27 protein-coding genes and 1 pseudogene are annotated in these 25,778 nt (G+C 70.6%); 4 read left to right on the top strand and 24 right to left on the bottom strand.

Annotated elements, in window-relative coordinates:
• Positions 1–203: 203 nt before the first annotated feature.
• From ccsB to hemL, 7 genes are all read right to left on the bottom strand, one after another.
• A complete protein-coding gene (gene ccsB, locus LBW94_RS41215) occupies positions 204–1,163 on the bottom strand; it encodes a c-type cytochrome biogenesis protein CcsB (protein WP_225056888.1) in 960 nt (319 codons plus the stop codon).
• A gap of 2 nt (positions 1,164–1,165) precedes the next feature.
• Positions 1,166–2,812: a cytochrome c biogenesis protein ResB gene (resB, locus tag LBW94_RS41220; RefSeq protein WP_225056886.1), complete on the bottom strand. Its 1,647-nt coding sequence runs from the start codon at positions 2,810–2,812 to the stop codon at positions 1,166–1,168.
• Between the two features lies 1 nt (position 2,813).
• Complete coding sequence (locus tag LBW94_RS41225) at positions 2,814–3,641, bottom strand: cytochrome c biogenesis CcdA family protein (protein WP_225056885.1); 828 nt, start codon at positions 3,639–3,641, stop codon at positions 2,814–2,816.
• Positions 3,638–4,162, bottom strand: coding sequence for a hypothetical protein (locus tag LBW94_RS41230; protein ID WP_225056883.1), 525 nt, complete (start codon positions 4,160–4,162; stop codon positions 3,638–3,640). Before LBW94_RS41230 ends, LBW94_RS41225 begins: the two co-directional genes overlap by 4 nt.
• Positions 4,159–4,749 carry a TlpA disulfide reductase family protein gene (locus LBW94_RS41235; protein ID WP_225057045.1) on the bottom strand — a complete coding sequence of 197 codons (591 nt, stop codon included), beginning with the start codon at positions 4,747–4,749 and terminating at the stop codon, positions 4,159–4,161. The genes LBW94_RS41230 and LBW94_RS41235 overlap by 4 nt, the downstream gene beginning before the upstream one ends.
• 197 nt (positions 4,750–4,946) lie before the next feature.
• Positions 4,947–5,552, bottom strand: a complete 606-nt coding sequence (locus LBW94_RS41240; protein ID WP_225057044.1) for a histidine phosphatase family protein — start codon at positions 5,550–5,552, stop codon at positions 4,947–4,949.
• Between the two features lie 134 nt (positions 5,553–5,686).
• A complete protein-coding gene (gene hemL, locus LBW94_RS41245) occupies positions 5,687–7,024 on the bottom strand; it encodes a glutamate-1-semialdehyde 2,1-aminomutase (protein WP_225056882.1) in 1,338 nt (445 codons plus the stop codon).
• A gap of 177 nt (positions 7,025–7,201) precedes the next feature.
• On the opposite strand from hemL, the gene LBW94_RS41250 reads away from it, so the two are divergent.
• Positions 7,202–7,588, top strand: a complete 387-nt coding sequence (locus LBW94_RS41250) for a hypothetical protein (protein ID WP_225056875.1) — start codon at positions 7,202–7,204, stop codon at positions 7,586–7,588.
• Here LBW94_RS41250 and LBW94_RS41255 read toward each other — a convergent pair.
• From LBW94_RS41255 to hemB, 4 genes are all read right to left on the bottom strand, one after another.
• Entirely contained in the window at positions 7,573–7,851 is a 279-nt protein-coding gene (locus LBW94_RS41255) for a hypothetical protein (protein ID WP_225056873.1), read from the bottom strand. The genes LBW94_RS41250 and LBW94_RS41255 overlap by 16 nt on opposite strands.
• Positions 7,848–8,336 carry a hypothetical protein gene (locus LBW94_RS41260; protein ID WP_225057043.1) on the bottom strand — a complete coding sequence of 163 codons (489 nt, stop codon included), beginning with the start codon at positions 8,334–8,336 and terminating at the stop codon, positions 7,848–7,850. The genes LBW94_RS41255 and LBW94_RS41260 overlap by 4 nt, the downstream gene beginning before the upstream one ends.
• Before the next feature lie 573 nt (positions 8,337–8,909).
• On the bottom strand, positions 8,910–9,458 hold the full coding sequence (locus tag LBW94_RS41265) for a hypothetical protein (protein WP_225056872.1): 549 nt from the start codon (positions 9,456–9,458) through the stop codon (positions 8,910–8,912).
• The gene (gene hemB, locus LBW94_RS41270) at positions 9,455–10,432 is read right to left on the bottom strand and encodes a porphobilinogen synthase (protein ID WP_225056870.1); all 978 of its coding nucleotides are present in this window, start codon (positions 10,430–10,432) and stop codon (positions 9,455–9,457) included. Before hemB ends, LBW94_RS41265 begins: the two co-directional genes overlap by 4 nt.
• A gap of 323 nt (positions 10,433–10,755) precedes the next feature.
• On the opposite strand from hemB, the gene LBW94_RS41275 reads away from it, so the two are divergent.
• Positions 10,756–11,652 (top strand): tetratricopeptide repeat protein, encoded by an 897-nt coding sequence (locus tag LBW94_RS41275; RefSeq protein ID WP_225056868.1) that lies wholly within the window; start codon positions 10,756–10,758, stop codon positions 11,650–11,652.
• Between the two features lie 312 nt (positions 11,653–11,964).
• Positions 11,965–12,288, top strand: coding sequence for a hypothetical protein (locus LBW94_RS41280; RefSeq protein ID WP_225056867.1), 324 nt, complete (start codon positions 11,965–11,967; stop codon positions 12,286–12,288).
• Between the two features lie 169 nt (positions 12,289–12,457).
• On the opposite strand, the gene LBW94_RS41285 is transcribed toward LBW94_RS41280, so the two are convergent.
• The 5 genes from LBW94_RS41285 to LBW94_RS41305 form a co-directional block, all read right to left on the bottom strand.
• Positions 12,458–14,026: a bifunctional uroporphyrinogen-III C-methyltransferase/uroporphyrinogen-III synthase gene (locus LBW94_RS41285; RefSeq protein WP_255634051.1), complete on the bottom strand. Its 1,569-nt coding sequence runs from the start codon at positions 14,024–14,026 to the stop codon at positions 12,458–12,460.
• Positions 14,023–15,111: a hydroxymethylbilane synthase gene (gene hemC, locus LBW94_RS41290; RefSeq protein ID WP_225056865.1), complete on the bottom strand. Its 1,089-nt coding sequence runs from the start codon at positions 15,109–15,111 to the stop codon at positions 14,023–14,025. The genes LBW94_RS41285 and hemC overlap by 4 nt, the downstream gene beginning before the upstream one ends.
• Positions 15,108–16,481, bottom strand: coding sequence for a glutamyl-tRNA reductase (locus LBW94_RS41295; RefSeq protein ID WP_225056863.1), 1,374 nt, complete (start codon positions 16,479–16,481; stop codon positions 15,108–15,110). Before LBW94_RS41295 ends, hemC begins: the two co-directional genes overlap by 4 nt.
• Positions 16,478–17,353, bottom strand: coding sequence for a redox-sensing transcriptional repressor Rex (locus LBW94_RS41300; RefSeq protein ID WP_225056861.1), 876 nt, complete (start codon positions 17,351–17,353; stop codon positions 16,478–16,480). The genes LBW94_RS41295 and LBW94_RS41300 overlap by 4 nt, the downstream gene beginning before the upstream one ends.
• A gap of 367 nt (positions 17,354–17,720) precedes the next feature.
• Positions 17,721–17,987, bottom strand: coding sequence for a glutaredoxin family protein (locus tag LBW94_RS41305; RefSeq protein ID WP_225056859.1), 267 nt, complete (start codon positions 17,985–17,987; stop codon positions 17,721–17,723).
• Between the two features lie 60 nt (positions 17,988–18,047).
• Here LBW94_RS41305 and LBW94_RS41310 point away from each other — a divergent pair, with 60 nt between their 5' ends.
• Positions 18,048–19,070: an HAD family hydrolase gene (locus tag LBW94_RS41310; RefSeq protein ID WP_416277058.1), complete on the top strand. Its 1,023-nt coding sequence runs from the start codon at positions 18,048–18,050 to the stop codon at positions 19,068–19,070.
• 111 nt (positions 19,071–19,181) lie between these two features.
• Here LBW94_RS41310 and LBW94_RS41315 read toward each other — a convergent pair whose 3' ends face one another.
• From LBW94_RS41315 to LBW94_RS44670, 8 genes and pseudogenes are all read right to left on the bottom strand, one after another.
• Positions 19,182–20,198 (bottom strand): lysophospholipid acyltransferase family protein, encoded by a 1,017-nt coding sequence (locus LBW94_RS41315; protein WP_225056857.1) that lies wholly within the window; start codon positions 20,196–20,198, stop codon positions 19,182–19,184.
• Positions 20,195–21,268, bottom strand: coding sequence for an NAD-dependent epimerase/dehydratase family protein (locus LBW94_RS41320; protein WP_225056855.1), 1,074 nt, complete (start codon positions 21,266–21,268; stop codon positions 20,195–20,197). Before LBW94_RS41320 ends, LBW94_RS41315 begins: the two co-directional genes overlap by 4 nt.
• Before the next feature lie 197 nt (positions 21,269–21,465).
• Positions 21,466–21,567: a 30S ribosomal protein bS22 gene (locus LBW94_RS41325; protein WP_003402602.1), complete on the bottom strand. Its 102-nt coding sequence runs from the start codon at positions 21,565–21,567 to the stop codon at positions 21,466–21,468.
• Positions 21,568–21,766: 199 nt separating this feature from the next.
• On the bottom strand, positions 21,767–21,988 hold the full coding sequence (locus LBW94_RS41330; protein ID WP_052173005.1) for a helix-turn-helix domain-containing protein: 222 nt from the start codon (positions 21,986–21,988) through the stop codon (positions 21,767–21,769).
• Between the two features lie 134 nt (positions 21,989–22,122).
• Complete coding sequence (gene proC, locus LBW94_RS41335) at positions 22,123–22,941, bottom strand: pyrroline-5-carboxylate reductase (RefSeq protein ID WP_225056853.1); 819 nt, start codon at positions 22,939–22,941, stop codon at positions 22,123–22,125.
• A gap of 18 nt (positions 22,942–22,959) precedes the next feature.
• The gene (locus tag LBW94_RS41340; protein WP_225056852.1) at positions 22,960–23,859 is read right to left on the bottom strand and encodes a thioesterase family protein; all 900 of its coding nucleotides are present in this window, start codon (positions 23,857–23,859) and stop codon (positions 22,960–22,962) included.
• Between the two features lie 283 nt (positions 23,860–24,142).
• Positions 24,143–25,018 (bottom strand): sugar phosphate isomerase/epimerase family protein, encoded by an 876-nt coding sequence (locus tag LBW94_RS41345; RefSeq protein ID WP_225056850.1) that lies wholly within the window; start codon positions 25,016–25,018, stop codon positions 24,143–24,145.
• A gap of 24 nt (positions 25,019–25,042) precedes the next feature.
• Positions 25,043–25,291 (bottom strand): annotated as a pseudogene (locus tag LBW94_RS44670) (hypothetical protein); the annotation flags it as partial.
• Positions 25,292–25,778: the final 487 nt, after the last annotated feature.

Genomic DNA, 25,778 nt, shown 5'->3' on the forward strand with positions numbered 1-25,778 from the left:
GAAGGTTTTCACCGGGAAGCAACCCGGATCGACAGCGGCCGCGACGAACAACACGTGTTGTGCAGGCGCACGAAACGGACCCGCACGATCGTGGTGCATCGAACGGTGCCGGGCCTTCCGCGGGCCACACCGGCGACCGCGGCGAACGACCGGACACCGACACGACCCCCGGCGGAGTCCGGTGGTTCAGGCGAACTCCCGGTTCAGTTGAGCCCGGCGTAGCTGTGCAGGCCGCTCACCACGATGTTGATGATGAACAGGTTGAACAGCATGGCGACGAAGCCGGCGATGTTGATCCACGCGGCCTTGGTCTCCCGCCAGCCCGAGGTGGCGCGGGCGTGCAGATAGGCGGCATAGATGACCCAGGCGATGAAGGAGACGGTCTCCTTCGGGTCCCAGCCCCAGAAGCGACCCCAGGCCGACTCGGCCCAGATCGCGCCGAGGATGATGCCGGTGCCGAAGATCGGGAACCCGATGATGGTGGTGCGGTAGGCGAGCCGGTCCAGGGCGCGGGCGTCGGGCAGTCGCCGGGCCACCGCGCCCAGCAGGGTGTCGGACTCCGCACCGGCGGGCTGGCGCAGCCGCAGCAGGAACAGCAGACTCGCCACGCCTGACACCAGGAAGACCCCGCTGCCGATGCTGACCACCGTGACGTGGATGGGCAGCCAGTAGGACTTCAGGGCCGGGACCACGGGGGCCGCTCCGGCGTAGAGCACGGTGCCCGCCAGGAACATCAGGATCAGGACGGGCACCAGCAGGAACGCCCACATGCCGCGATAGCGCTGGTCGCGCAGCAACAACACGCCGAGCAGCACCGCGGTGCCGGTGGCCATCGTCACGAACTCGTACATGTTGCCGAGCGGGAAACGGTGGGTCGCGAAGCCGCGCAGCACGATCGACACGATGTGCGAGGCCAGGCCGACGAACAGCACCGCGAAGGCCATGTTGCCGAAGCGTTCCGGCACCGGCCTGCCGACCGGCTGCTCGACGCGGCCCGGCACCCCGGCGCCCGCGCCGACCAGTGCGGGTTCCCGGTCCTCGGCCCGGCGGGTGTAGGCGGTCGCGTACTGCACCAGCAGCAGCACGAACACCAGTACGTACACCACGATCGCCGACTTGAACGCCAGATCGCTGTATCCGGCGATGTTCTCGTCGATCGGCATGGTCACTGCTCCTCGTTCTGCGTGCCGGACGGTGCGCTGTCGCTGAGCACCGAGCCCCGCAGGCGATCGAATTCACCGCCCCAGCCGGCCTGGTCGGTGCGGGCCAGCCCGCCCATTTCTACTACAGTACGTCGTTCTCCATCGCCGGTCATCTCCGGGTACGCGCGCACCCAGATGCGGCGGCGTTTCAGCAACAGCGATACCAGCAGTCCGGCCATCATCGTCACCGCGCACACCAGCACCCAGTCCTGCGCCGGATCGTGCGACACCTGGAGATTCGCGAACTGCTTCGCGCCGTCGAAGGTCACCTTGGTGCCGTCGGCCAGGGTGGCGGACTCGCCGGGCTTCAGATTCACCCGCTGTTCCTTCGCCAACCGGCCCTGTTTGATCATCTCCGGATCCAGCGCGAACAACGACTGCGCGCGGCCGGTGTCGAGACCGGTCTCGCCACGGTAGATGTCGATCGCCACCGCCGGATCGTTCATCGCCGGATACGACGAGGTCAGCAGGGTGCCGTGCAGCAGAGCGGTCGGCGCGAACAGGCCCTCGATCGCGATCTGGTGCTTGCGGCGCTCGTCCTCCGAGGCGAACATGCCGCCGGGTGGATCGAAACGCATCACCCCGCTGGACAGGAAGGTCGCGGTGTCCTCCGGCAGCCACTGCACCGTCTCGGTGCGGGTCTGCCCGTTCGGGTAGGTGACGGTGAACGTCGGCGCGTAACCGTGTCCCTGGAGATAGACCCGGTCACCGGCGACGCGCAGCGGATGGTTCACCTGGACGGTGGTGTCGCGCCAGGTGCCGGAGGTCAGATCCTTGCCGGTCTGGTACGAGATGTTCGCGGTGAACATCTCGGCCTGGCCGTTGGGCAGGTAGTCGGCGCGGAAATCCTTCACCCGCACACACATCGGGGCCAGCCCGGTGCCGTCGTTGACGTTGCCGGCCCGGAAGGAGTCGAAGGCCGCCGGCGAGGTGGTGCAGAAGCCGGGCCCGTCGTCGGCGACGACCACCACATTGCCCTCGTAGCCGAACAGCTTCCCGACCGCGAAGGCGATCAGCAGCCCGACCAGCGCCAGATGGAAGACCAGATTGCCGAATTCGCGGAGGTACCCCTTCTCCGCCGACAGCGTGAGCTCACCCTCGCGGGTCCCGGTCCGCTGGATCACCCGCCAGCCGCGCATCCGGCCGCGCGCCGCGCCGATCACCTCCTCCGGTGACCGCGCGACCGTCGTCGCGTAGTGGTGCGGCAACCGGCTCAGGTTGCGCGGCACCGGCACCGGCGGGGTGCGCAGCGCCCGGGCGTGATCGAACACCCGCGGCACGATGCAGCCCACCAGCGAGACGAACAGCAGCACGTAGACGGCGGTGAACCAGGAACTGGAGAACACGCCGAACAGTTGCAGGCGGTCCATCCAGTGCCCGAGGGTGGGCCGGTCGGCGATGTACTTGTCGACCTTCTGGGCGTTGAGGCTGCGCTGCGGCAGCAGCGCGCCCGGAATCGCGGCCAGTGCCAGCAGGAACAGCAGCACCAGCGCGGTGCGCATATTGGTCAGCCCACGCCAGGCGTTGCGCAGCACCACCACCGCCCGGAGCCGGGGGGTCGGGCGCGGCGGGCGGGGGGCGGTCTCGGGTGCGGAGAGTGTGGTTGTCATCTCAGATCGGCAGGGTCGTTTGCGAGACGAAGACGTTGCGCACCCACCCGACGAACTGGTCCCACATCCCCGTCACCAGGGCGATGCCGACCGCGACCAGCAGGATTCCCCCGATGATCTGGATGTTGCGCGAATTGCGGCGCAGCCAGCCGACCCCGCGCAACGCGCTGGCCGACCCGAACGCCAGGACCACGAAAGGCAGCCCCAGACCCAGACAGTAGGCGACGATCAGCACCACTCCGCGGGCGGCGGTGGCGCCCTGGGTGCCGGCGGACACCGCCATCACCCCGGACAGCGTCGGCCCCAGACACGGCGTCCAGCCCAGCGCGAACACCGCCCCGAGCAGCGGCGCGCCGACCACGCCGGTGAGCCGCCGCGGATGCATCCGGGTGTCGCGTTGCAGGGCCGGGACCAGGCCGAGGAACACCAGACCCATCACGACGGTGACCACACCGCCGATGCGTTGCAGCAGATCCCGGTTCACGTTCAGGGTCTGGATCACCCCGAACACCGTCACCGAGGCCAGCACGAACACCACGGTGAAACCCGCGACGAACAGCCCGGCCGCGCCGGCGACCCGCATCCGGCCGGTGCGCTCGGCCATGGTGACCGAGCGGCCACGCGCCTCGCCGACCGTCACCGGCGGCGCCTCGGCGCCGACCAGTCCGGCCAGGTACGACAGATAACCCGGCACCAGCGGCACCACGCACGGCGAGGCGAACGACACCAGCCCCGCCAGCAGGCACGCGCCCAGCGCCAGCAGCAGCGGTCCGGTCGCCGCGGTCTGCTGGAACGAATCCCCCACCGAGGCCAGCACGGTCACCGTCATCGCCGCGCCCCCCGCGCCCGGCGGCCCGGCACACACCGCTTCTCGCCGGTCTTCGGCCGCGGCGCCAGGGTGCGGCGCGGCCGATGCTCGCGTACCAGCGCCGTCGCGCGCGAACTGGCGTCCAACTGTGCCTCCGGTAACGGGAGCTCCTCCGGCTGCCGCGGCACCTCCGGACGGCGGCCCGGATGCGACTGCACACCCAGGCGCGGCTCGGGCCACAGGTTCGGATACGTCTCCGACGCTGTTCCCGACGGTGACTCGTGTTCCGGCCGCTGCTGCGCATCGTCCTGCGGCAGCGGCCCGTTGTGCAGCGGCCCCTCGCCTGCGGCCGCGGGCCGCGCATCGCCCTGCGATGGTGGCTCGTACCCCGGTTCCGGATCGGTCCCGGCGTCGTGCGGCGAGTCCGGCCGCGGCGGAACAGCCGCGGCGGGCGGCACCGAGTCGTCCGGAAGCTCCGGCAGATATCCGTAGTAGCCCGGCAGGTACCCGAAGGCGCACGGGGTGGCGCGGGTAGTCCTCATGACCGGTCCTCCGCGGCGATGCGGTCCACCACCGGCTGGAGGTCCTCCGCGAGGAGGGTGCGGAGGAAGACCGCCGCCACGCGGTGCTGCCGGTCCAGGATCAGGGTGGTGGGAATGACGCTGGTCGGGAACTTGCCGCCGAGGGCCAGCAAGCTGCGCATCTCCGGGTCGTAGATCGAGGGGTATCCGACGTGGAAGCTGGTGACGAAGTCTTGCGCCTTGTCCTGCTGCGAATCACGCACATTGATGCCGAGGAATGCGACGCCCTTGCCCTTGGACTGCTCGTACACCTTCTCCAGGGCCGGGGCCTCCGCGCGGCAGGGCCCGCACCACTGACCCCAGACGTTCAGCACCACGACCTGATTCGGGAAATCGTCGACGGACACCGTCTTGCCGGCCGTCATCAGGTCGGGACCGGCGAGTTTGCCGATGGTGCCGCGCGCGGACGGCGGGTCGTACCCGATGTCGGTTTTGCCGCCCGGCGAGACGAAATCGAAGGTACCGCCCTGCGCCACTGCGTCCTTACCGGTGGAACAGCCGGTCAGCACGGCCAGCACCGCACAGCACAACACGAGCGGCGCGAACAGCCGGGACCGCCGCCGACGCTCCGCTGCCGCCTCCGGCCCCTGACCGCTCACGCTGTATCCACGCGGCGTGGACGGAGGGCCTGCGTGGTGACGCTCCGCTGCCGCCTCCGGCCCCTGACCGCTCACGCTGTATCCACGCGGCGTGGACGGAGGGCCTGCGTGGTGACGCTCCGCTGCCGCCTCCGGCCCCTGACCGCTCACGCCCCGGTCACCAACGGGTCCGACGCGCCCGCCGGTTCGGAGTAGACGATGTCGATGAGCGTGTCGCCCTGGTACACCAGGGAGGTCAGCGAGGCCAGCGAGCACTGCCGCTGCCGCGGATCGTGCCACAGCCGCTTGCCCTCCAGGAACCGCCGCAGCGTCCAGACCGGCAGCTGATGCGACACCAGCACCGCCTCGTGGCCGATGGCCTCCGAGCGGGCCTTGTTCACCGCGGCCAGCATGCGGTGCGCGATCTGCAGGTACGGCTCGCCCCAGGACGGGGTGAACGGATCGCGCAGCTTCCACCAGTGCCGCGGCTTGCGCAGGGCGCCGTCGCCGACCGACACCCGCAGCCCCTCGAAGGTGTTACCCGCCTCGATCAGGCTCTCGTCGGTCCGAATGGTCAATCCGTGCTGTGACGCGATCGGATCCGCGGTCTCCTGTGCCCGTTGCAGCGGGGAGGCCACCACCAGCGCGATGTCGTGATCGGCCAGCGTGCGGGCCACCGCGGCGGCCTGCGACCGACCGGTCACCGACAGGCTGAAGCCGGGCAGCCGCCCGTACAGGATGCCCTTCGGGTTGTGCACCTCACCGTGCCGCATGACATGCACGATCGTCTCGGCGACCGCGGTGTCGCCGGGCAGCGCCGCGGCCGGATCGATGGGTGCGGCGGCCGCGTCCGCCGTGGTCACCGGAACGGTCTCGACGGGTCCGGATGGGAGATGCTCTGCGTCGCTCACGCGCGGGATCCTTCGGGTGTGGCGGCCGCGGCGGCCGCGGCGGCGGCCGGGAGGGCGGCGGCGATACGGTCGAATGCGTCCTCGTCGAGTGCCGCGGAGACGAACCAGGTCTCGAACGCGCTCGGCGGCGGATAGACGCCGCGTTCGAGCAGCGCGTGGAAGAACGCCGGGAAACGCCAGGTCTCGCTCGCCTTGGCGGTGGTGTAGTCGGTGACCGGGTGGTCGGCGAAGAACACGCTCACCATATTGCCCGCGAACTGCACCACATGGGCCACACTCGCCGCGGTCAACGCGTCGGTGATCAGCGCGCCGAGCCGCTGCGCGTTGCGGTCCAGCGCCTCGTACACGGCCGCGTCCGCGGCCCGCAGCGTGGCCAGGCCCGCCGCCACGGCGACCGGATTCCCGGACAGCGTGCCGGCCTGGTAGACCGGGCCCAGCGGGGCCAGCCGGTTCATGATCTCGGCGCGGCCGCCGAACGCGGCCGCGGGCAGGCCGCCGCTCATCACCTTGCCGAAGGTGTACAGGTCGCCCGCGACGCCCTCGAGGCCGTACCAACCGGCCGGGCTCACCCGGAAACCGGTCATCACCTCGTCGATGATCAGCAGTGCGCCGTCGGCGGCGGTCAGCCGCTTCAGTCCCGCGTTGAAGCCGGGCTGCGGCGCCACCGTGCCCATGTTGCCGGCCGCGGCCTCGGTGATCACGGCCGCGATCTCGCCGGGGTGGGCGGCGAACGCGGCGGCGACCGCCTCCAGGTCGTTGTAGGGCAGCACGATGGTGTCGGCCGCCTGAGCGCCGGTGACGCCCGGCGAGGTCGGCAGGCCCAGCGTCGCCACGCCGGAGCCGGCGTCGGCGAGCAGCGCGTCCACGTGCCCGTGGTAGCAGCCGGAGAATTTGACGATCTTGCTGCGACCGGTGAAACCGCGGGCCAGCCGCACCGCGCTCATGGTCGCCTCGGTCCCGGAGTTGACCAGCCGCACCCGCTGCACCGGTTCGACCCGCGCCGCGATGGCCTCGGCCAGATCGATCTCCGCCGCGGTCGGCGCGCCGAACGACAGACCGCCGGTCGCGGCGTGTCGCACTGCCTCGACCACGGCCGGGTGACTGTGGCCGAGAATCATCGGCCCCCAGGAACACACCAGGTCGACGTACTCGTTGCCGTCGGCGTCGGTCAGGGTGCACCCCCGCGCCGACGTGATGAACCGGGGGGTGCCACCGACCGATTTGAAGGCCCGGACCGGCGAGTTCACCCCGCCGGGGATGATCGCGGCGGCGCGTTCGTACAGATGGGCGGAGACCGACACGGCGTCCTCGATGGCGCGCGGAGAAGAACTCACGGGTCCAGTGTCTCAGTTCTGCCTCGGCAGATCGACGACAGGGTGTAGTGGTCCGGGTCACCGGCGTCCACACCCACGACAACACGCCGAATCGGGGCTTCTGCGCAAATAGTTCGCTGCCGGATTGCTGATGCGTACCCTCTGGGAAACCACAGGCTCATCACCGGGAGGGAATTCATGCGCAGGATCACGCTCGGAGCAGCCGGTTTCGCCATCGCCGCGGGTGCGGTACTGCTGGGCGCGGGCACCGCCGCCGCGATCGTTCCGGTTGCCCAGCCGGACGACGGGCGCATCGGCCTGCAACTCGACCACAGCGAGACCACGGCCCTGGCGCAGGGCCCGCTGCCGGCCCTGATCGGCCTCGTCGTACCCGCCGGGCGAGTCGGCGCGGGGCTGCACCAGGACACCCAGCTGTACAAGGACGATCGCGGCGGCGTGCACGCGTCGCTGCGCCAGGTGATCATGGAGGCCGCCGATCATCCGGACGGCAGTGTGTCGTTCTTCCTGGACGCCCCCGGCAGCCACGGGCCCCGGTTGCTCGACATCTATCAGCGCTGGAACTGAACCGCCGCGCGTGCGCGGCGGTCCGGGCGGGACCGGACGGCGGTGCGGACCAGCAGGTCCAGGCCGGCCAGTCCCGCCACGATCGCCAGCAGCACCGCCAGCCCCAGCCATGAGCCCGAATAGTGCGTGGAGGTGAACGCGGGCTGATCGCCGTCGGGGACGAAGGCGGTCTGCCGCACTCCGGACCGCCAGGCCCACACCGCGGCGACCCCGCCCGCCACGGTGGCCACGATGTCCACAGCGATCCACAGCCACCGGTTCATCGGATGCTCTCCTCGCCGTCGCCGGACCCGCCCGTCGCGGGTCGTCCCAGGGTTGCGCCCAATTCCGCGCGCAGCCGCCGATGATCACGTGCCCAGGCCTGCACCAGGCCACCGTCCTGTAACCGCAGTCCGATGCTCTTGCGCCGGCGCGGCACCCCGGACAGTTCACCGAGGGCACGCGCCGATTCCCACTCCTCATCGTCCCAGCTGTCCGGATCGCGCTCGGGTAGCACCGCCGCGATCCGCTCCAGCGGCAGCACCTCGGTGCCCTCGCGCAGGGTGGTATCGGTGAGTTCGACACTGATGTGCCGCCGCCCGGCCACCACCTGCAACGCGACGAACCCGGCCAGCAACGCCGCGCAGAACACCAGGCCGAACCAGTGCACTCGCGAACTCAGAACCAGTTCCAGGATCGCCACGACCAGGCACAACACCGGCCCATAGGCGACACTGCGCCAGCGCGCACCGGGCTCCGCGAACCGCACGACCGCCTCGTCCGGGCCCGGCGAATCCGACCGATCCGACTCGACGCGATCCGATTCCGGATCCCGGGACTCCTGCCGGTCCTCCGCCGCGCGCTCGGGCTCCGGCCGATCTCCCGGCGGGTGCTCGGGTCCCGGCTGATCTGTCACCACATGCTCGGGCTCCGACCGATCCGGTCCCGGATGGCCGGGCACAACCCGGCCGGAATCGACATCACCGGACTCCGCGTGCGCGGACTCCGGCTGGTCGCCGGTCATCGGGGGACCCTGGGGACGGCGGCGACAGCGCGCCGGATCCGGCGCGCGGCGGGCCGAATCAGTGGCTCAAGCCCGGGAGCAGCAGCAGACCCACGGTGAGCAGCGCGAGCAGGATCAGCAGGCTCACCACCAGGACATCTCGCCGAAGGCTCTGTGGCTGCTGGATCACCACTCGCATCGTTGCCTCCGCTTCCCCGGAGCGTGCGCTGCAACGCGATCCGAGAATCAACGCTGCGCCAACGACTTCCGGTTCCCAAGTCCACTGTGACAACTTTCACGATACATCCCGGCCGGTCCGGGACAAATTCGGCGGGGGCCTCAGCGCCCGAGGGCCCGGAAGAATGCCTCGGATTCGCCTCGGCGGCAAAGGAATACGGCACCGGCGGCGAGTACGGCCTGGAGGATGGTGGCGGCCCCGGCGAGCAGCGCCGCCAGCCCGTCGGTGCTCAGACCGAACAGGGTGCCGACGGCGCCGAGGATCAGCACCGCCGCGGCCGCCTCGAGCAGGGTCCGCGCCCACAGCCGGCCACGCCGCAGCTGGTAGGCGATCGCCACGACACCGACGGCCAGTCCCAGGCCGAAGACGACGATCACCACCTCGAGCAGCAGCACGACCAGCTCCACCGAGGCGAGCGAGGTCTGCGGCTGCTGCGCGCGCATCTGGTCGTACATCTGGCGGGCCAGATCGTGCCGATGGGTGAACCGGTCCACGGCGTCGGCGGCCAGCCGCAACACACCGAATGCGGCGACACCCCACCACAGTTGCCACGCCGTCCGGACATCGTCCGGGGCGCCGGGCTTCGCGCCGCCCGGACCGGGCAGCGGGTGCGGTAGCGGCGGATACGGGGGCGGTTGTCCAGGATTCACGACAACCAGTGCGAGGCTTCGGTGGCCCAGTAGGTGAGCACCATGTCGGCGCCCGCGCGGCGGATGCCGAGCAGCGATTCCAGCACGGCCCCGCGGCGGTCGATCCAGCCTCGCTCGGCGGCGGCGGTGATCATCGCGTACTCGCCGGAGATCTGATAGGCCGCGACCGGCACGATCGAGCGATCGGCCACCTCGCGCAGGATGTCGAGATACGACATGGCCGGTTTGACCATCACGATGTCGGCGCCCTCGGCCAGATCCAGCTCCAGTTCGCGGACGGCCTCCCGGCGATTGGCCGGATCCTGCTGATAGGTGCGGCGGTCGCCCTGCAACGACGAGCCGACGGCCTCCCGGAACGGGCCGTAGAAGGCGGAGGCGTACTTCGCGGAGTAGGCCAGGATGCCGGTGTCGATGCGACCGGCCGCGTCCAGCCCGGCCCGGACGGCGGCGACCTGGCCGTCCATCATGCCGCTGGTGCCGAGCAGTTCCGCGCCCGCCTCGGCCTGCGCCAGCGCCATCTCGACGTAGCGGTCCAGCGTGGCGTCGTTGTCGACCGAGCCGTCGGCGGCCAGCACCCCGCAGTGACCGTGATCGGTGAACTCGTCCAGACAGGTGTCGGCCATCACCACCGTGGCGTCGCCGACCTCCTCGGCCAGCGCGCGCAGACCGCGGTTGAGGATGCCCTGTGGATCGGTGGCCCCGCTGCCCACCGCGTCCTTGTCCTCCGGACGCGGCACGCCGAACAACATGAGCCCGCCGACCCCGGCGTCCACCGCCTCGGCGGCCGCCTTCCGCAGCGAATCCAGGGTGTGCTGATAGACCCCCGGCATGGAACTGATCTCCCGCGGTTCCGCGAGTCCGTCGGCCACGAACATCGGCAGCACCAGTTGCCTTGGCACGAGCGTGGTTTCGGCGACGAGACGACGCATGGCTGGGGTACGACGCAACCGCCGCGGGCGGTCCATTCCGGTCATAGTCGCACGATACGCCCGCGCCGCCCCCGTGTCGCGGGCGGCTCCGCCCTCTCCCCCGGCTCCCGCGCACCCGGCCAGCGCCACCCCTCGCACCCGTGATCACCAGCGCGTTCCCGCGACGATCGAGCACCGCACAACCCTGCCCGCCACCGGCCACCCCCGTCGTGATCGGGTCCGCTCCCACGGACATCCGGACCTGAACGACGCGCCGGGCGGCTGCGGAGCCGCCGATGCCGCACGGCTGTGGGCCACCTCGCATCCGCTGTCATCGAATCCCCGCCGTCGACGCGAACAGCGCGCACAATCCGAGAGGCGGCCCCGGCGTGAGCGAACCACACCTTCCCCGCAACGGCACCGGAAACCGGCGACTGGATCACCGACCACCGGACGAGAACCTCGACGAGATACCGAAGGCGGTGCGAATGTCCGACGCGGACCGCGGCGAACCGGCCCGGCCGGATCCGGCCGCGGCGGTACGAGCGCTGCGGGTGATGGCCGAGCAGGGTGACCGGGTCGCGATGGAGATGTTGGCGCAGCGATTGCTGGACGCCGATGCCCCGGTCGAGGCACAGATCTGGCTGACCCGATCCGCCGAGCTGGGCAGCTCCGGCGCGATGGCCGCACTCGGCACGCTGGCCTGGCGCGACGGCCGCCTCGCCGACGCGATCGGCTGGCTGGAACGTGGTGCGGCGACCGGAAACACAGCTGCCGCTCAGCAACTCGGCATCCTGCATCTGGAACGCGGCGACCCGGCCCGCGCCGAACAGTGGTTGCGCCCGGCCGCCGAATCCGGCCTGCCCGAGGCGATGTGCAACATGGGCGCGATCGCCGACCGCCGCGGCGATGCCGCCGCGGCCGAACACTGGTACGAACGGGCCGCCCGCGCCCACGAGCCCACGGCCATGCGCAACCTGGCCATCCGGCTGGCCGGACGCGGCGAAATGAGCAGGGCCACAGAACTTCTCGTCGACGCCGCACGGCGCGGCCGCACCGACGCACTGGCCGTGCTCGGCACGATCCACCTGGAACGCGGCGACGCCGCGGGAGGCGAGCACTGGCTGCGCCGCGGCAGCGAGTCCGGCGACCCCGAGGCCATGGTCCGCCTGGCGCTCCACCTGCGATCCACGAAAACCACTGCTGCCCAACAGGAATCGACCGCCCTACTGGAGGCCGCAGCGGCCGCGGGCCATCCCCGGGCACTCGAGATCCTGCACGGCTGAATTCCGAACGAAATCAACTGCGGTCCACCGAGGCAGTGCGGCGCATCCGACCGGTTCCGCGGCGGGTGACACGACGGTGCGACGAGAAACACGCGGCCCGCATCCCACTCGAATCACCTATGCCCCGCGGCACGGCACCGACACCGCCGATCGGGCCACCGGACCGCCGGGCAACCCTCCGGTCACTCCCGGCGCCCGCGTCGGCGGGACCGCAAAAGCGTTCGCGGCCAGCATTTTTGTCAGTGGCCCACGGTAGAATCGAAGAAGTGTTCGAGGAGATCGACCGAGATCTCCGTGACGAGGGGAGGGCTCGTGGCCACCGTCATCAGAAGCTCACAGCGACCGGGCTCGGTTCGGCCGCACGGCAACACGAACCGCGCCGATTCCAGGATCGAACCGTATCTGCCGTTGGAGAAGCGCAAGCTTCCACCGGGCCGTCCGCGCTCCTGGTACGTGACGCACAACCGCAGGCTGAAGGCCATGCGGCTGGCGATCGCCCTGCTCGACTCGGGCGTCTACCGCGCCAGTCTCGCCGACAACGAGACCATCCGCCGCACGGCCGATCTCGTCGGCATCCGGCCCCCGTCGGACAAGACCTGCCGTCTGGTCCGCGACCTGATGCGGGCGCGGCGCTGAACCGTGGCCGCCGCGCACGCCGATGCGCGGCGGCCGCACGCGGATCGACCGCTCGGACGACGGCCGACATCCGGCATCCCGTCGGTCGCCGCTGTCCCGCGTCCAATCGGCCGCCGTCGGGCATCCGGTCCTGCCGGTTCCGGCGAGCGACCGGGCCGCGGCCGGGCGACTACCGGCGGCGGCTCTTCTTCCGCGGCGGGGGCAGCAGGCCCTCGGCGCGGAGGTGGGCCGCGTGTTCGGCGAGGGCGTCGACCAGAGCGCCCACCTGCGCCACCTCGGGCTGCACGTCCACGCGCAGGCCGAATTCCACGGCGGTCTCGGCGGTCTTCGGGCCGATGCACGCCACGATGGTGCGGGCGTGCGGCTTACCCGCGATGCCGACCAGGTTCCGGACCGTCGAGGACGAGGTGAACAGGACCGCGTCGAAACCGCCGGTCTTGATCATCTCGCGGGTCTCCGCCGGCGGCGGCGAGGCGCGGACGGTGCGGTACGCGGTGACGTCGTCGATCTCCCAGCCACGGTCGCGCAGGCCCTCGGCGAGGGTTTCGGTCGCGATGTCCGCCCGCGGCAACAGCACCCGGTTCACCGGGTCGAAAACGTCGTCGTAGGGCGGGAAGTCGGCCAGTAAACCTTCGGAGGACTGTTCACCGCTGGGTACCAGTTCCGGGTTGATGCCGAAGGAGCGCACCCGCTCGGCCGTCGCCTCACCGACGCAGGCGATCTTCACACCGGAGAACGCGCGGGCGTCCAGGCCGAATTCGCCGAACTTCTCCCACACCGCGCGCACGGCGTTGGTGGAGGTGAACACCACCCACTGGTAGCGGCCGTCGACCAGGCCCTTCACCGCGCGCTCCATCTGGGCGGGGCTGCGCGGCGGCTCGACCGCGATGGTCGGCACCTCCATCGGGATGGCGCCGTGCATGACGAGCTTCTCGCTCATCTCACCGGCCTGCTCCTTGGTGCGCGGCACCAGGACCGTCCAGCCGTAGAGGGCACGCGACTCCCACCAGGACATCTTCGAGCGCCGCTCGACCTCCTTGCCGACCGTGACCACCAGCGGCCCGACCATTTCGGAGGCAGCGGAGTTGAGCGTGGCCAGCGTGGACTCGATGCTGCGCTGCTGCCGGGTGGTGCCGCGCACGGTCACCGCGACCGGGGTCTGCGGCGCGAGGCCGTGCTCGACCAGCGCGGAGGCGGTCTCGGCCAGATGTCCGGAGGTGGCGTGCAGCACCAGCGGCCCGGGTGCGGCGGCCACCGACGCCCAGTCCACCTCACCGCGCACGTCGACCTCGGTGTGCGTGGAGCCCAGCGCGATACCGGCGTAGGCGGGCACGGTAGTGCCCGACGGCAGTCCGGGCAGCACCTCGAAGGTCATGTGCGAGCGGGTCACGGCGTTGACCTCCGCGATCACCGAATCGGTGGTCAGCGGGTCGCCGGAGACCAGGCGGACCACGTCGGCGCCGTTGCGGGCCTCGGCGATCAGCGTCTTGGCGACCTCCGCCGGATCGCCGAGCGCCGGACGCACGTCGACGGGCCGTTCCCCGTCGGGTCCCGGCTCCACGTCGGTTCCGACCAGGGCCAGCACTCCCCGGTCGACGTCGGGATCGGTGAAGGCCAGCTCGGCGCGGCCGAGGACCTCGCGGGCCCGCACGGTGAGCAACGCCGGGTCGCCCGGTCCCGACCCGACGAACAGGATCCGACCGAGGTGCTTCTTGGTGATGACTCGGCTCACGCTCATTGAGTGTTCTCCATTGGGCTGGGGTTGCTGAAGTCTGCGGGGGTGGTGGCGTCGTCGCGCTGCGTGAGCAGGTCGCGCGCCCCCAGCTCCAGGAGCTCGCGCGCCAGGGACCGGCCCAGCTGCTCGGCGTCCGCGAGCGGGCCGACCACCGAGGCCCGGATCACGTCCGAGCCGTCGATCGCCGCCGCGCACCCGCGCAGCGACAGTTCCTCGATGAGGCGGTCGTCGTCGTCGAACGACTCGACCACCTCGGCCAGCGCGCCGACCGGAGCGGTACAACCGCCCTCCAACTCGGCCAGCAGCGCACGTTCGGCGATCACCGCGGCCCGGGTGCCCGGATCGTCGAGGACGGTGAGCACCTCGACCAGGCTCGGATCGTCGGCGCGGCATTCGATGGCCAGCGCACCCTGTGCGGGGGCGGACAGCATCTGCACCGGTTCCAGGGATTCGGTGACGACGTCGAGGCGTCCGAGCCGGGCCAGGCCCGCACGAGCGACCACTACGGCGTCGAGTTCGCCCTCGGAGACCTTGCGCAGCCGGGTGTCGACATTGCCGCGCAGGGGCACCAGCTCCAGGCCCAGGCCGAGAGCCCGCAACTGGGCGATCCGGCGCAGGGCCGAGGTGCCGACCCGGGCGCCGGCGGGCAGCTCGCCGAGCACCATCCCGTCGCGGGCGACCAGCGCGTCTCTGGGGTCCTCCCGGGGTGGGATCGCCGCGATCACGAAGCGCGGGTCCGCCGCGGTCGGCAGATCCTTGTAGGAGTGCACGATCAGGTCGATGGCGCCGGCGGCGAGTTCGTCGCGCAGGGCGGTGGTGAACACGCCGACGCCGATCTGCTGCACCGGCGCGGCGGACTGGTCGCCGGCGGTCTTGACGATCACCAGATCGGCCTGCTGCCCGGCCGCGATCAGGGCGTCCCGGACGGTTCCGGCCTGGGTCAGCGCCAGCAGACTGCCGCGCGTGCCGATCCGCCACGGCGCCACGGCGGTGCCCCGCGACTCCGCTGTCCCGCCACCCCGCGACTGCAACGTTCCGACACCACCGGATTGCGACATGTCCAGCTCCTGCAAGGTCGACTCACTCATGAGTGGTTCCCCTGCTCGTGGCCGGGGGTGAAATCGTCGGCGAGTTCGCCGAGCGCCGAGATCTCCATCGGGGCGGCAACCGCTTGGGCCGCACCGGGTTTCAGTTCGAACAGTTCGCGCAGCGCCTCGGCGTAACTGCCGCCGCCGGGGGTGGAGGCCAGCTGTTTGACGCGGACGGTGGGCGCGTGCAGCAGTTTGTCGACCACGCGGCGGACGGTGCGGGCCACCTCGTTGCGCTCGGTGGTGGCCAGGCCCGGCAGCCGGCCCTCCAGCCGCAGCAGTTCGGCCTCGACCACCTCGGCCGCGCGCTGCCGCAGCGCCGCCACCGTGGGCGTCACCTCGGCGACCCGCTGGCCGGACAGGTACTTCGCGAGTTCCTCGGCGACGATGGCCCGCGCGGCGACGGTGTCGGCGGCGGCCGCACCGGCCGCCGGATCGCGCTGCAGGGTCTCCATGTCGATCACGGTCACATCGGGCAGGCCCGCGACCGCGGTATCCACGTCGCGGGGCAGGCCCAGGTCGCAGACGACCAGATGCCGGCCGGAGCGCGAGGCCAGCGCTCGGTGCGCGTCGGCCAGGGTGACGACCGTGCCGATGGCGCCGGTGCTGGTCAGCACCAGATCGGCGGTGGCCATCGCGGGGACCAGCCCGGACAGTTCCACCGCGGTGGCGGGCACGCCGTGCATGGTCTCGGCGGTGTGCGCGAGCCGCTGCGCGCGTTCCAGCGTGCGGTTGACCACGATGATCCGGCCCACCCCGGCGCGTGCCAGATGCGCCGCCGCCAGGCCGCCCATCGCACCCGCACCCACCACGACCGCGGTGCGGCCGGTGAGATCGCCGAGGACCGCGCGGCCGCGGTCCAGCGCCACCGACACCACCGAGGCGCCGGCCGAATCGATCCCGGTCTCGCTGTGCACCCGCTTGCCGACCCGCAGCGCGTGCTGGGCCAGTTCGTGCAGGGTGCGCCCGGCGGCCTGCTGCGCGTCGGCGGCGGCGTAGGCGGCGCGGATCTGACTGAGCACCTGCTGTTCGCCGACCACCAGCGAGTCCAGGCCGCTGGCCACCGCGAACAGGTGCTCGGCGGCGGCCTCGCTGTAGCGGACGTAGGCGTGTTTGGTGAGTTCCGGCAGCGGCAGCCCGGAGTGCTTGGCGAGCAGGTCACCGATCTCACCGAGACCGCCGTGGAAGGCGTCGACCACCGCGTAGATCTCCACCCGGTTGCAGGTGGACACGATCATGGCTTCGGCGACGTGCTGTGACGCGAGCATCCGATCGGTCAGTTTGGGGCGGTCGTCCTCCGTGATCGCGACCTTCTCCAGCACCGCTACGGGGGCACTGCGATGTGAAACACCGACCAGAAGCACGCTCATGGTGCAACCACCGATCCCTTGTTGCTTGGCTCCGTTGCCGTTTGCCCGGCCTGTGCCGCCGTGTGCGCGGCTTGGCAGATCGCGGCGGGGGCGCCGCCGCGACCATGTCCCGTATGGCCCGAGGACCAGGTGACGGGGTGCACCGTCGCGCCCGTCGCGACACCGCGGGCCACCGATTGCTCGGTGGCGTCGCTGCCGGCGGTACGCGCCTGTTCGAAGGACAGCATCTGGAGTTCGACGGCCAGGTCCACCCGCCGGACCTCGACGGCCGCCGGCGCCTCCAGCGTGATCGAACAGAAGCTGAGAATGCTGCGCAACCCGGCGGCGACCAAGTCGTCGCAGACCGCCTGCGCGGCGGCGTCCGGCACGGCGATGACGGCAATGGTGGGCTCCAGCTCCGCCACCGCGTCGGCCAGGGCCGCGACGTCGCGGACGGCGAGTCCGGTGATCGAATCGCCGATCAGCGCCGGATCCTGGTCGAAGACGCCGACCATACTGAACCCGCGCCGCCGGAAGCCGCGGTAACCGACCAGCGCGCGGCCGAGATTGCCGGCGCCGATCAGGATCACCCGGTGCCCGTCGGACAGGCCGAGCGCGTCCTCGATGCGGGCGCGCAACCTGGCCACGTCGTAGCCGACGCCGCGGACTCCGTTGGGGCCCAGGAAGGACAGATCCTTGCGCAGCTTGGCCGAACCGACACCCGCCGCGACAGCGAGTTCCTCACTCGATACGATGAGCACACCTTCGTCGGCGAGTACGGCGAGCACCCGGAGATAGGTCGCCAAGCGGGTCACCGTGGCCTGCGGAATTTCCCGTTGCACGGTCAGAGCCCTGCCGGAGACGCCACCGGGCGTCTCATGCTGCTCTGTCACGTCGTTCGGCTCCTCGTCCGGCCGGGGGTTGGTGTCCGGTGTCGCATGCAGTTCGTTCGGCACCGTGCTCTCGGCGCCGTCTCCGCCGACGCCGGGACAGCGCCGGTGGCGAATCATCGGGGTTCAGGGTGCTCCGCTGCCAGAAGCAGGCGGCTTGCGTGCCACCACCGTAACCGCTTGTGAAGCCCTGCACAAAGTCGGTGAATTCGGTCACTCTCACGCGCGCTGTTCTTTTATTCGTATCCACCGGCGTGGGGCGCGTGGACGCCGGGTTGTGCGGGGATATTCAACCCCGGCGATCCGCACGACGGCCACCCAACGCGCCGAAGGCCGCCGGGCTCGATGTGTCCCAGGACACATGCGGATACTACGGGCGACGTCCCAGATCCGCGCGCAGGCGCGGTTCGTCCACGTCGAAGTAGCTGTGCTCACGTCCGTTCAGCAAAACCACCGGCAGCCGGTCGCCGAACTCGGCGCGCAGGCTCGCATCGGTCGCCGCCGCCGCGTCGACATCGACGGTATCCGGTTCGATGCCGAAATCCGCGCAGATCACCCGCAGTTGCGCCAGCGCCGTGGTGCACAATCCACAACCGGGGCGGGTCAGCAATGTCACCGAATGTGTCGAATTGGCCATGAGATCCATCATGCTGGACCATGGACGCGGGGCGACGAGCCCCCGCGCGAGGAGGTACTTGTGCCGGAACGATCGAAGGATGCGAGGACGGGGTTCATCGCGGGCAGGTTCGGCGAGTTCCCGGCGCGCTGGAGCCAGGGCCTGTCCGACCAGCTCACCCGCATCACCCGCAGTCCTTTCGGCCCGACCGAGGAGGAGGTGCGGGCCAACCTCGCCGGTGAGGCCAGCGCCGATGCCGCGCTCGCGCTGCACGACGCCGAACTGGCGGAATCCGGCGCGGCGGAAACGGATTTGCTGCCGTCGCGGGATCTGACCGCGGCCGCGTTCTTCGATGTCGACAACACGATGGTGCAGGGTGCCTCCATCGTGCATTTCGCGCGCGGCCTGGCCGCGCGGAAGTATTTCAAAACCAGCGATCTGATGGATATGGCCTGGAAACAGGTGAAATTCCGGGTCACCGGCCGGGAAAGCCAGGGCGACATGGCCAGCGGCAAGGAGAAGGCGCTCGCCTTCATCGCCGGGCGGTCCACCGCGGAACTGGCCGCACTCGGCGAGGAGATCTACGACGAGATCATCGCCGACAAGATCTGGCCCGGTACCCGGGCGCTGGCGCAGATGCATCTGGACGCCGGTCAGCAGGTGTGGCTGGTGACCGCGACACCGGTCGAACTGGCCCAGGTCATCGCCAAACGGCTGGGGCTGACCGGAGCGCTCGGCACGGTCGCGGAGAGCACCGACGGAATGTTCACCGGACGTCTGGTCGGCGATATTCTGCACGGCCTCGGCAAGGCGCACGCGGTACGCGCACTGGCCGTGCGCGAGGGCCTGAATCTGAAGCGCTGCACCGCCTATTCCGACAGCCACAACGACATTCCGATGCTGTCGCTGGTCGGTACCGCGGTGGCGATCAATCCGGATTCCGATCTGCGCGAGGTGGCGAAGAATCGCGGCTGGGAGATCCGCGATTTCCGCACCGGGCGCAAAGCCGCCAAGATCGGCGTGCCCACGGCGCTCGCCCTCGGCGCGGCCGGCGGCGCGGCGGCCGCGGTGCTGACCCGCAAGCGCGAAGCCGCCGAGCAGTGAGCGCGACCGCGGCGCGGTGACCTCGGCCACCGAACAGTGCGGTGGTCGCGGCGCCGTGACCGCCGCGACAGTGCCCTTCGACCGCGGCCGCAGCGGCTCCGGCCGCCGCGCTCAGCCGGTGAACGGGTTACCGCGGCGGGTGAGCAGCTGGTACAGCGTCTGCTGGATGGTCTCCCGGACCTGATCGGTGATCTCGAACATGGTCATCGGATCGTCGGCCTCCTCCGGCGCGTAGCCGGAGGTCGGGATCGGCTCGCCGAAGACGATGGTCCACTTCGACGGCAGCGGGACCAGCCCCAGCACACCCAGATGCGGGAACAGCGGCGTGACCGGGAAGTACGGCAGGCCCAGCAGCCGGGCCAGCGGCTTGAGGTCGCCGATCTTCGGGTAGATCTCCTCGGCCCCGACGATCGCGCACGGCACGATCGGCACGCCGGTCTTCACCGCCGCTGACACGAATCCGCCGCGACCGAACCGCTGTAACTTGTAGCGCTCGGAATAGGGCTTGCCGATGCCCTTGAAACCCTCCGGGAACACGCCGGTCAACTCGCCGGAGCGGAGCAGTCGCTCGGCATCGGCGGGGCAGGCCAGGGTGTGCCCGGCCTTACGGGCCAGCCCGCCCAGCACCGGCGTCTCGAACACCTTGTCGGCGGCCAGCAGCCGCAGCGTCCGGTGGCCGGGATGTTCGTCGTGCACCGCCACCTGCAACATCAGCGCGTCCAGCGGCAGCACCCCGGCATGATTGGCCACGATCAGCGCCGCACCCGATTCCGGCAGGTGTTCGATGCCCTGCACCTCCACCCGGAACCACAGCTTCGACAGCGGCCGCAGCGAGGGCAGGATCACCGACTCCAGCAGATGGTCGTCGAGGCCGAACTCGTCGACCCGGTAGTCACCGGTGAGCCGCTTGCGGGCGAATTCGGCGGTGCCACGGATACCCGCGGTCACCGCGTCGCGCACCCGATCCAGGCGCGGATCCGAATCCGGCGGAGGCGGCGCGGACTCGGCCCGCCGCTCCGCCAGCGACGTGACCGGACGGCGCGGGCCGGATTCGTCCGGCCGCCGGGCAGCCGGACGCGCCCCGAAGTCCACGTCTCGTAATCGGATCACCTTCGCCACGTCGCTCATTGGTCTGCTCCCGCTCCGGCCCCGACAAGGCCGAGAAGTGTCGATTCTGCCGCGTCGATCCACCGCGGATCGATGACGGGCCGCAACGCTGCGCTCCCGACGAAGTCGTCGAACGCCTGTACGGTCGTCCAGCGCGGCTGGAAACCGAATTCGGCGCGCATCCGGGTGGTGTCCAGGCCGCATCCGTAATGGAAATAGTCGATCTGCTCGGCCGTGAAACCTCGCATCACCGGTCCCATGAGCGCCCGACCGACGGTGCGGAACGCCGTGAACGGCACCGGAACCTCGATCCGCCCGGCCCGGCGGATCGCCTGGGACAGGGTGAGCGCGCCGTCGCCGGCGACGTTGAACGTACCGCCTGGTGCCCGCGACACCGCGTGCACCAGCGCCGAGATCGCGTCCTGCTCGTGCAGCAGTTGCAGGCGCGGATCACGGCCCAGAATGGTGGGCGTGACCGGCGACCGGAAAATCTCCATGCACCGATCGACCAGCCGCGGACCCACTATCGGCGGAAATCGTAATATTGCGGCCGCGATATCCGGGCGCCGACGCGCCAGACCGCGAACAAATCCCTCGACATCGATCATGTCGCGCGCGAACGCACCTCGCGGCGGGGTGCGCGCACTCATTTCCTCGGTGAATTTCGCGGGATCTTTCGGCCCGCAGCCGTAGACCGCCGACGACGAGCGCACCACCACCCGGCGCACGCTGGGCGCCTTGCGGCAGACGGCCAGCAACTGCATCGCGCCGAAGACGTTGTAATCCTTCATGGCCGCCCGGCCGCCGCCCGCCGGTGGCCGCGACAGCACCGCCGGATGCACCACCGTGTCCACGTCGTGACCGTCGATCACCTTACGTATCAAGGGATTTCGAATATCCGCGCGAATGAACTCGGCGCGGCCGAAATCCTGTCGCAGTTCCGGCGCCGGCGTCCTGGCGTCCACGGCGAGCACACGCTCCACAGTGGGATCGGCGGCGAGCGCAGCAACGACGGCACTGCCGAAGAAGCGGCTGGCCCCGGTGACCAGCACGACCTTCGACACATGTCCGTCACGCGCACCAGTTCCCATACCGGATCCCACCTGTGCAGCCCCCATTTCCCGTGCTCCAGCCTAACCGTACCTACCCCGCACGCCAGAGTATTAACCAGCTTCTTACGTTCACTTCCACTGCCGGAAAACGAAAAGCCCGCCACCGAACGGTGACGGGCCTCGACAGCGAACTGACCGTTACGCGCGCGTTGTGGACGCGGCCGGCCGATACCGTGTTACTTGCCGAGTTTGCGACGCTGCACCCGGGTGCGGCGCAGCAGCTTGCGGTGCTTCTTCTTCGACATCCGCTTGCGGCGCTTCTTGATCACAGAACCCATAGGGCTGTTCCTCGCGTTCTCTCTTCTACCTCGGCGCGCACGCCGGTTTACGTACGCCCAGTGTTCGCGCTCCCCGGTGCCGGCTCCGAAAGGGCACCACCGGCAGGCGAACACGACGGTGGTTCATGGTACCGGGCCGACCGTGGCCGAACGAAACGGCCCGGCCTGCGCCGGGTGTCGGACGGCCGGCCCGGGCGAGTCAGCCGGCGTCGAAATACGACGTCTGCAGGTAGTCGTGAACGGCCCTGGCATGCACCCGGAAGGACCGACCCACCCGCACCGCGGGTAGCTCTCCGGAATGCACCAGCCGATACACCGTCATCTTCGATACCCGCATCAGATTCGCCACCTCGGCCACGGTGAGGAACTGTGTCCCACCGCCGAGCACCGGACCACTCGCAGAGCTGTTTCCAGACATCATTGCGCCACTGACCTCCGGCACGTCCGCGCCGCCGGCTTCCCCACCAGCGGAACAGACACGCACGTGCTCCTTGAAGCTTAGCGGGGCCAGTGGGATTACTGCGACGGGTGGGAGAAATAGGATTCGATCGCCATTCAGCTCTCGGTCGCACCCAGTTCGGCCGATCGCTGCCGGGCGGCGAACAACGCCTCCCAGAATGCCGACCGCACCCCGCCACGCTCCAGCTCGCGCAGCGCCGCCGCGGTGGTGCCACCGGGCGAGGTGACCCCGGCCCGCAACTCGACCGGGCCCTGTCCGGACTCGGCCAGCAGCGCCGCGGAGCCCAGCAGGGTCTGCACCACCAGCTGGGTGGTCACGTCCCGGCTCAGCCCCAGCCCGACGCCCGCGTCGACCATCGCCTCGGCGAGCAGGAACAGATACGCCGGACCGGAACCGGACACCGCGGTCACCGCGTCCATCTGCGCCTCGGAGACGGTGACCACCCGGCCCACCGACTCCAGCAGCTCGGTGACCAGTCGCAGTTCGGCCTCCTTGGCGTACCGGCCCGCCGCGATCGCGCTCATGCCCTGGCCGACCAGCATCGGCGAGTTCGGCATCACCCGCACCACCGGGAAGCCGGCCGGCAGCTTGGCCTCCAGCCGGGCCGTGGTGATGCCGGCGGCCAGCGAGACCAGCAGCTGGTCCCGGTCGCCGTCGAGTTCGGCCTTCGCCAGATCGGTGAGCACGGCGTCGACATCGTGCGGCTTCACCGCGACCACCAGCAGATCGGCCATGTTCGCCGCGTCGACGACGCTGTCGGTGACCCGGATTCCGAAACGATCGACGAGGAATTCCGCGCGGACCCGCATCGGCTCGACCACGACCAGGTCCTTGCCCGGTGTCCCGGCTTCCAACAATCCGGCGACCAGAGCCTCACCGATTCGTCCGCCGCCGATCACCGCAATTCTCGTCATGGCGTCCAAGGCTAGCGGCTACCAGGAGGACTGCGGCAACAGCGCCAGCTGGCGGCTCTGCACCACGACCGTGCCGGTGGCGTCGATCACCACCTGATCCTCGTCGAACATCCGCTTGCCGATCTGCGTGCTGGTGGCGACCACGCGCAACCAGCCCGGGGCCGGCCGCCGGCGCAGATAGGTGGTCAGCTGCACGGTCGGGGCCCAGCCGAACACGCCCCGGTTCATGGTCACCGGCGGGCTGATGTCGCCGGCCATCAGGGCGAAGTAGATCGCGACGTCGTCGTCCTGCTCGTCGCCGGGCCGGGGCCGGATCCACAGCCGCAACCGCGGCGCACCCTGCTCGCCCGCGGCGAATCGCGCCCATTCGCCGTCCATCCGCATCGAGGCGCCGTGTGCGACATGGACGATGTCGCCCATCGGGGCCTCCGCGCCATAGCCGAGGGCGTCGGCGGGCGGTGCCACCGGCATGTCCGCGAAGGTGTCGGCGGCGTACGCCGGCGGGGTGTCGTCGAGGTGGCCGAAGGTGAAGGTGGTGTGCACCAGCGCGCGGCCGTGCTGCACCAGATCGGCCTCGACCAGGCTGATCTGCCGGCCGGTCTTACGGATGTGGACCGCGTACTCGACCTCGCCGGGATCGGGTGCGCCGAGAAAGTCGGTGCTCGCCGCGATCGGGAACATGCCCTCCAGGGCGGGCGCGGTCCGGCGCAGCCAGCGGGTGGCGGCCGCGGCGCTCCCGGCGACCATGGTGCCGCCGTGCAGCTTCGGGCCGATGGTCCAGGTGTCCTCGATGAAGCCGCGGTAGCGGCCGATGTCCGCGGTGTCCGAGGGCAGTTCGGTCACCGCGCAGACGCGGCCGAAGGGTGCGGTGTCGGATCCTCCGGCCGCCGTCCGTGCCTGGGCGGTTGCTTCGGTCACCGCTGCTCCTCTCGCCTCGGCAGCCCTCCGGCGGCCGTTCACCGTACAGCGTATAAGTGCCGTATTTCCGGTCTCGATTCCCCCGGACGAATGAGGGCCGCATCACATCCGGCCTCGAACGACCCGGTGCGCTGTCCCGCGCGTGACACCCGGCGGCCGGACCACGCGTCATCGGCCCGCACCGGACGACACCGGCCGGGCCACCCAGCGGCACCCCGGACGTCACCGGCCGCGCCGGCACCCGCGGTCCGCCGGACCGATTCGGGCCACCGCAGGCCGCATCTCAGTGCCGATGCCCGGAGGGTTGCGCGCCCGGGTGGGCGCCGTCGAAACGGGCTCGGGCGAAGGTCAGCGCGCGGTGCAGCATGGCGGCGCGGTTGGAGCTGGTGCGGGCGTTCTGGGTGTTCACCTCGAGGATGACGTGGCCACGGAAACCGTTGTGCACCAACTGCTCACAGACCTCGGCGCACGGCTGGGTGCCGTCGCCGGGGATCAGGTGCTCGTCGTGGGCCGCGCCCCGGCCGTCGGCCAGGTGCAGATGTTCCAGGCCCGCACCCATCCGATCGGCCAGCGCCCGCGCGTCCATGCCCGCGGTCGAGGTGTGCGACAGGTCGAGGGTGTAGTGCCAGAAGCCGACGTCGGTCGGATCGTAGGACGGGCTGAACGCGGTCACCGAGAGGCCGGGCCCGCCGCGGCGTTCCAGCCGCGCCGCGCCGGAACCGCGGCCGAACAGGGTGTCGGCCCGCATCGGGAACATGTTCTCCACCGCGACGAGTACCGGGCTGCGCTCCTCCAGCGCCGCGACCTGCGCGGCGAACCCCTCCGCATAGCGCCGCTGCCAGCGGAACGGCGGATGCACCACCACGGTCCGGGCACCCAGTTCCTCCGCCGTGCGCACACTGCGCTCCAGCTTGGCGATCGGGTCCGACCCCCAGACCCGCTGCGAGATCAGCAGACAGGGCGCGTGCACGGCCAGCACCGGCATCTCGTAGCGGCTCTGGTACTGCCGCACGGTCTCGAGCTGCTGGCTGGCCGCCTCCGCCCAGACCATCAGTTCGATGCCGTCGTATCCGAGTTCGGCCGCGTAGCGGAAGGCGGCCTCGGTGTTCTCCGGATACACCGAAGCCGTCGACAGACCGACCCGAATGGCTGTCCGCACGGCTCTCCCCACTGCCGGCCGGGCTCAGTTGGTACTGAGCAGGAAGGCCAGCGGTCCCAACGTCACGAAAATGCCGACCACAACGGCGATCACCGTGCTGGTGATGTCGTCGGTACGGCGCAACACCCGCACCAGCGCCACCAGCCCGAGGATCACGACCATGGCCAGCGCCAGGGCGACGAACGGGAACACGTCCCACATCTTCTCGAAGCCCTTGAACAACAACATGCCCGCGACGGCGGCGCCGACGGCCTGGCCGCCGAGCACCATCCACTGCTTGCGGTTCTGATCCGTCGACGGCGAACGCGACCAGGAGCGGCGTACCGCGGGGCGGCGCCGGGAGCGGCGGGCCGGGCGGTCGTCCTCGTCGTCGTCCAGGTCCTCGTCGTCGTCCAGGTCCGGATCGTAGAAATCGTTCTCGTCGTCGAGGTCGTCGAGGTCCTCGTGCAGGTCCTCGCGAACGTCCGCGCCCCGGCGCGCACCGCGGCGGCCCGCGGGTTCGCCGCGCCGGGCCTCCCGGTCGACGGCGTCGCGCATCAGATCCCCGGCGAGGGTCGGACCCGACAGCAACTGCTGATCGCGGCCGGCCAGGGACCAGACCGCGGTGGGGGCGCCGGCCGCCACCGCGTCGCCCGCCGGCGGCTGCTCGTCCTTGCCACGCGGGCGGCGGCCGCCGTCGCGGGTCGGCCATTCGCTGCCGGGGGCGGGCCGGTCGGGAGCCTTCCGTCTGCGCGCGGACCATTCGGGCAGGTCCGGCTCG

Origin of the sequence: Nocardia sp. alder85J, from assembly GCF_020176955.2 — a bacterium.
GTDB lineage: Bacteria > Actinomycetota > Actinomycetes > Mycobacteriales > Mycobacteriaceae > Nocardia.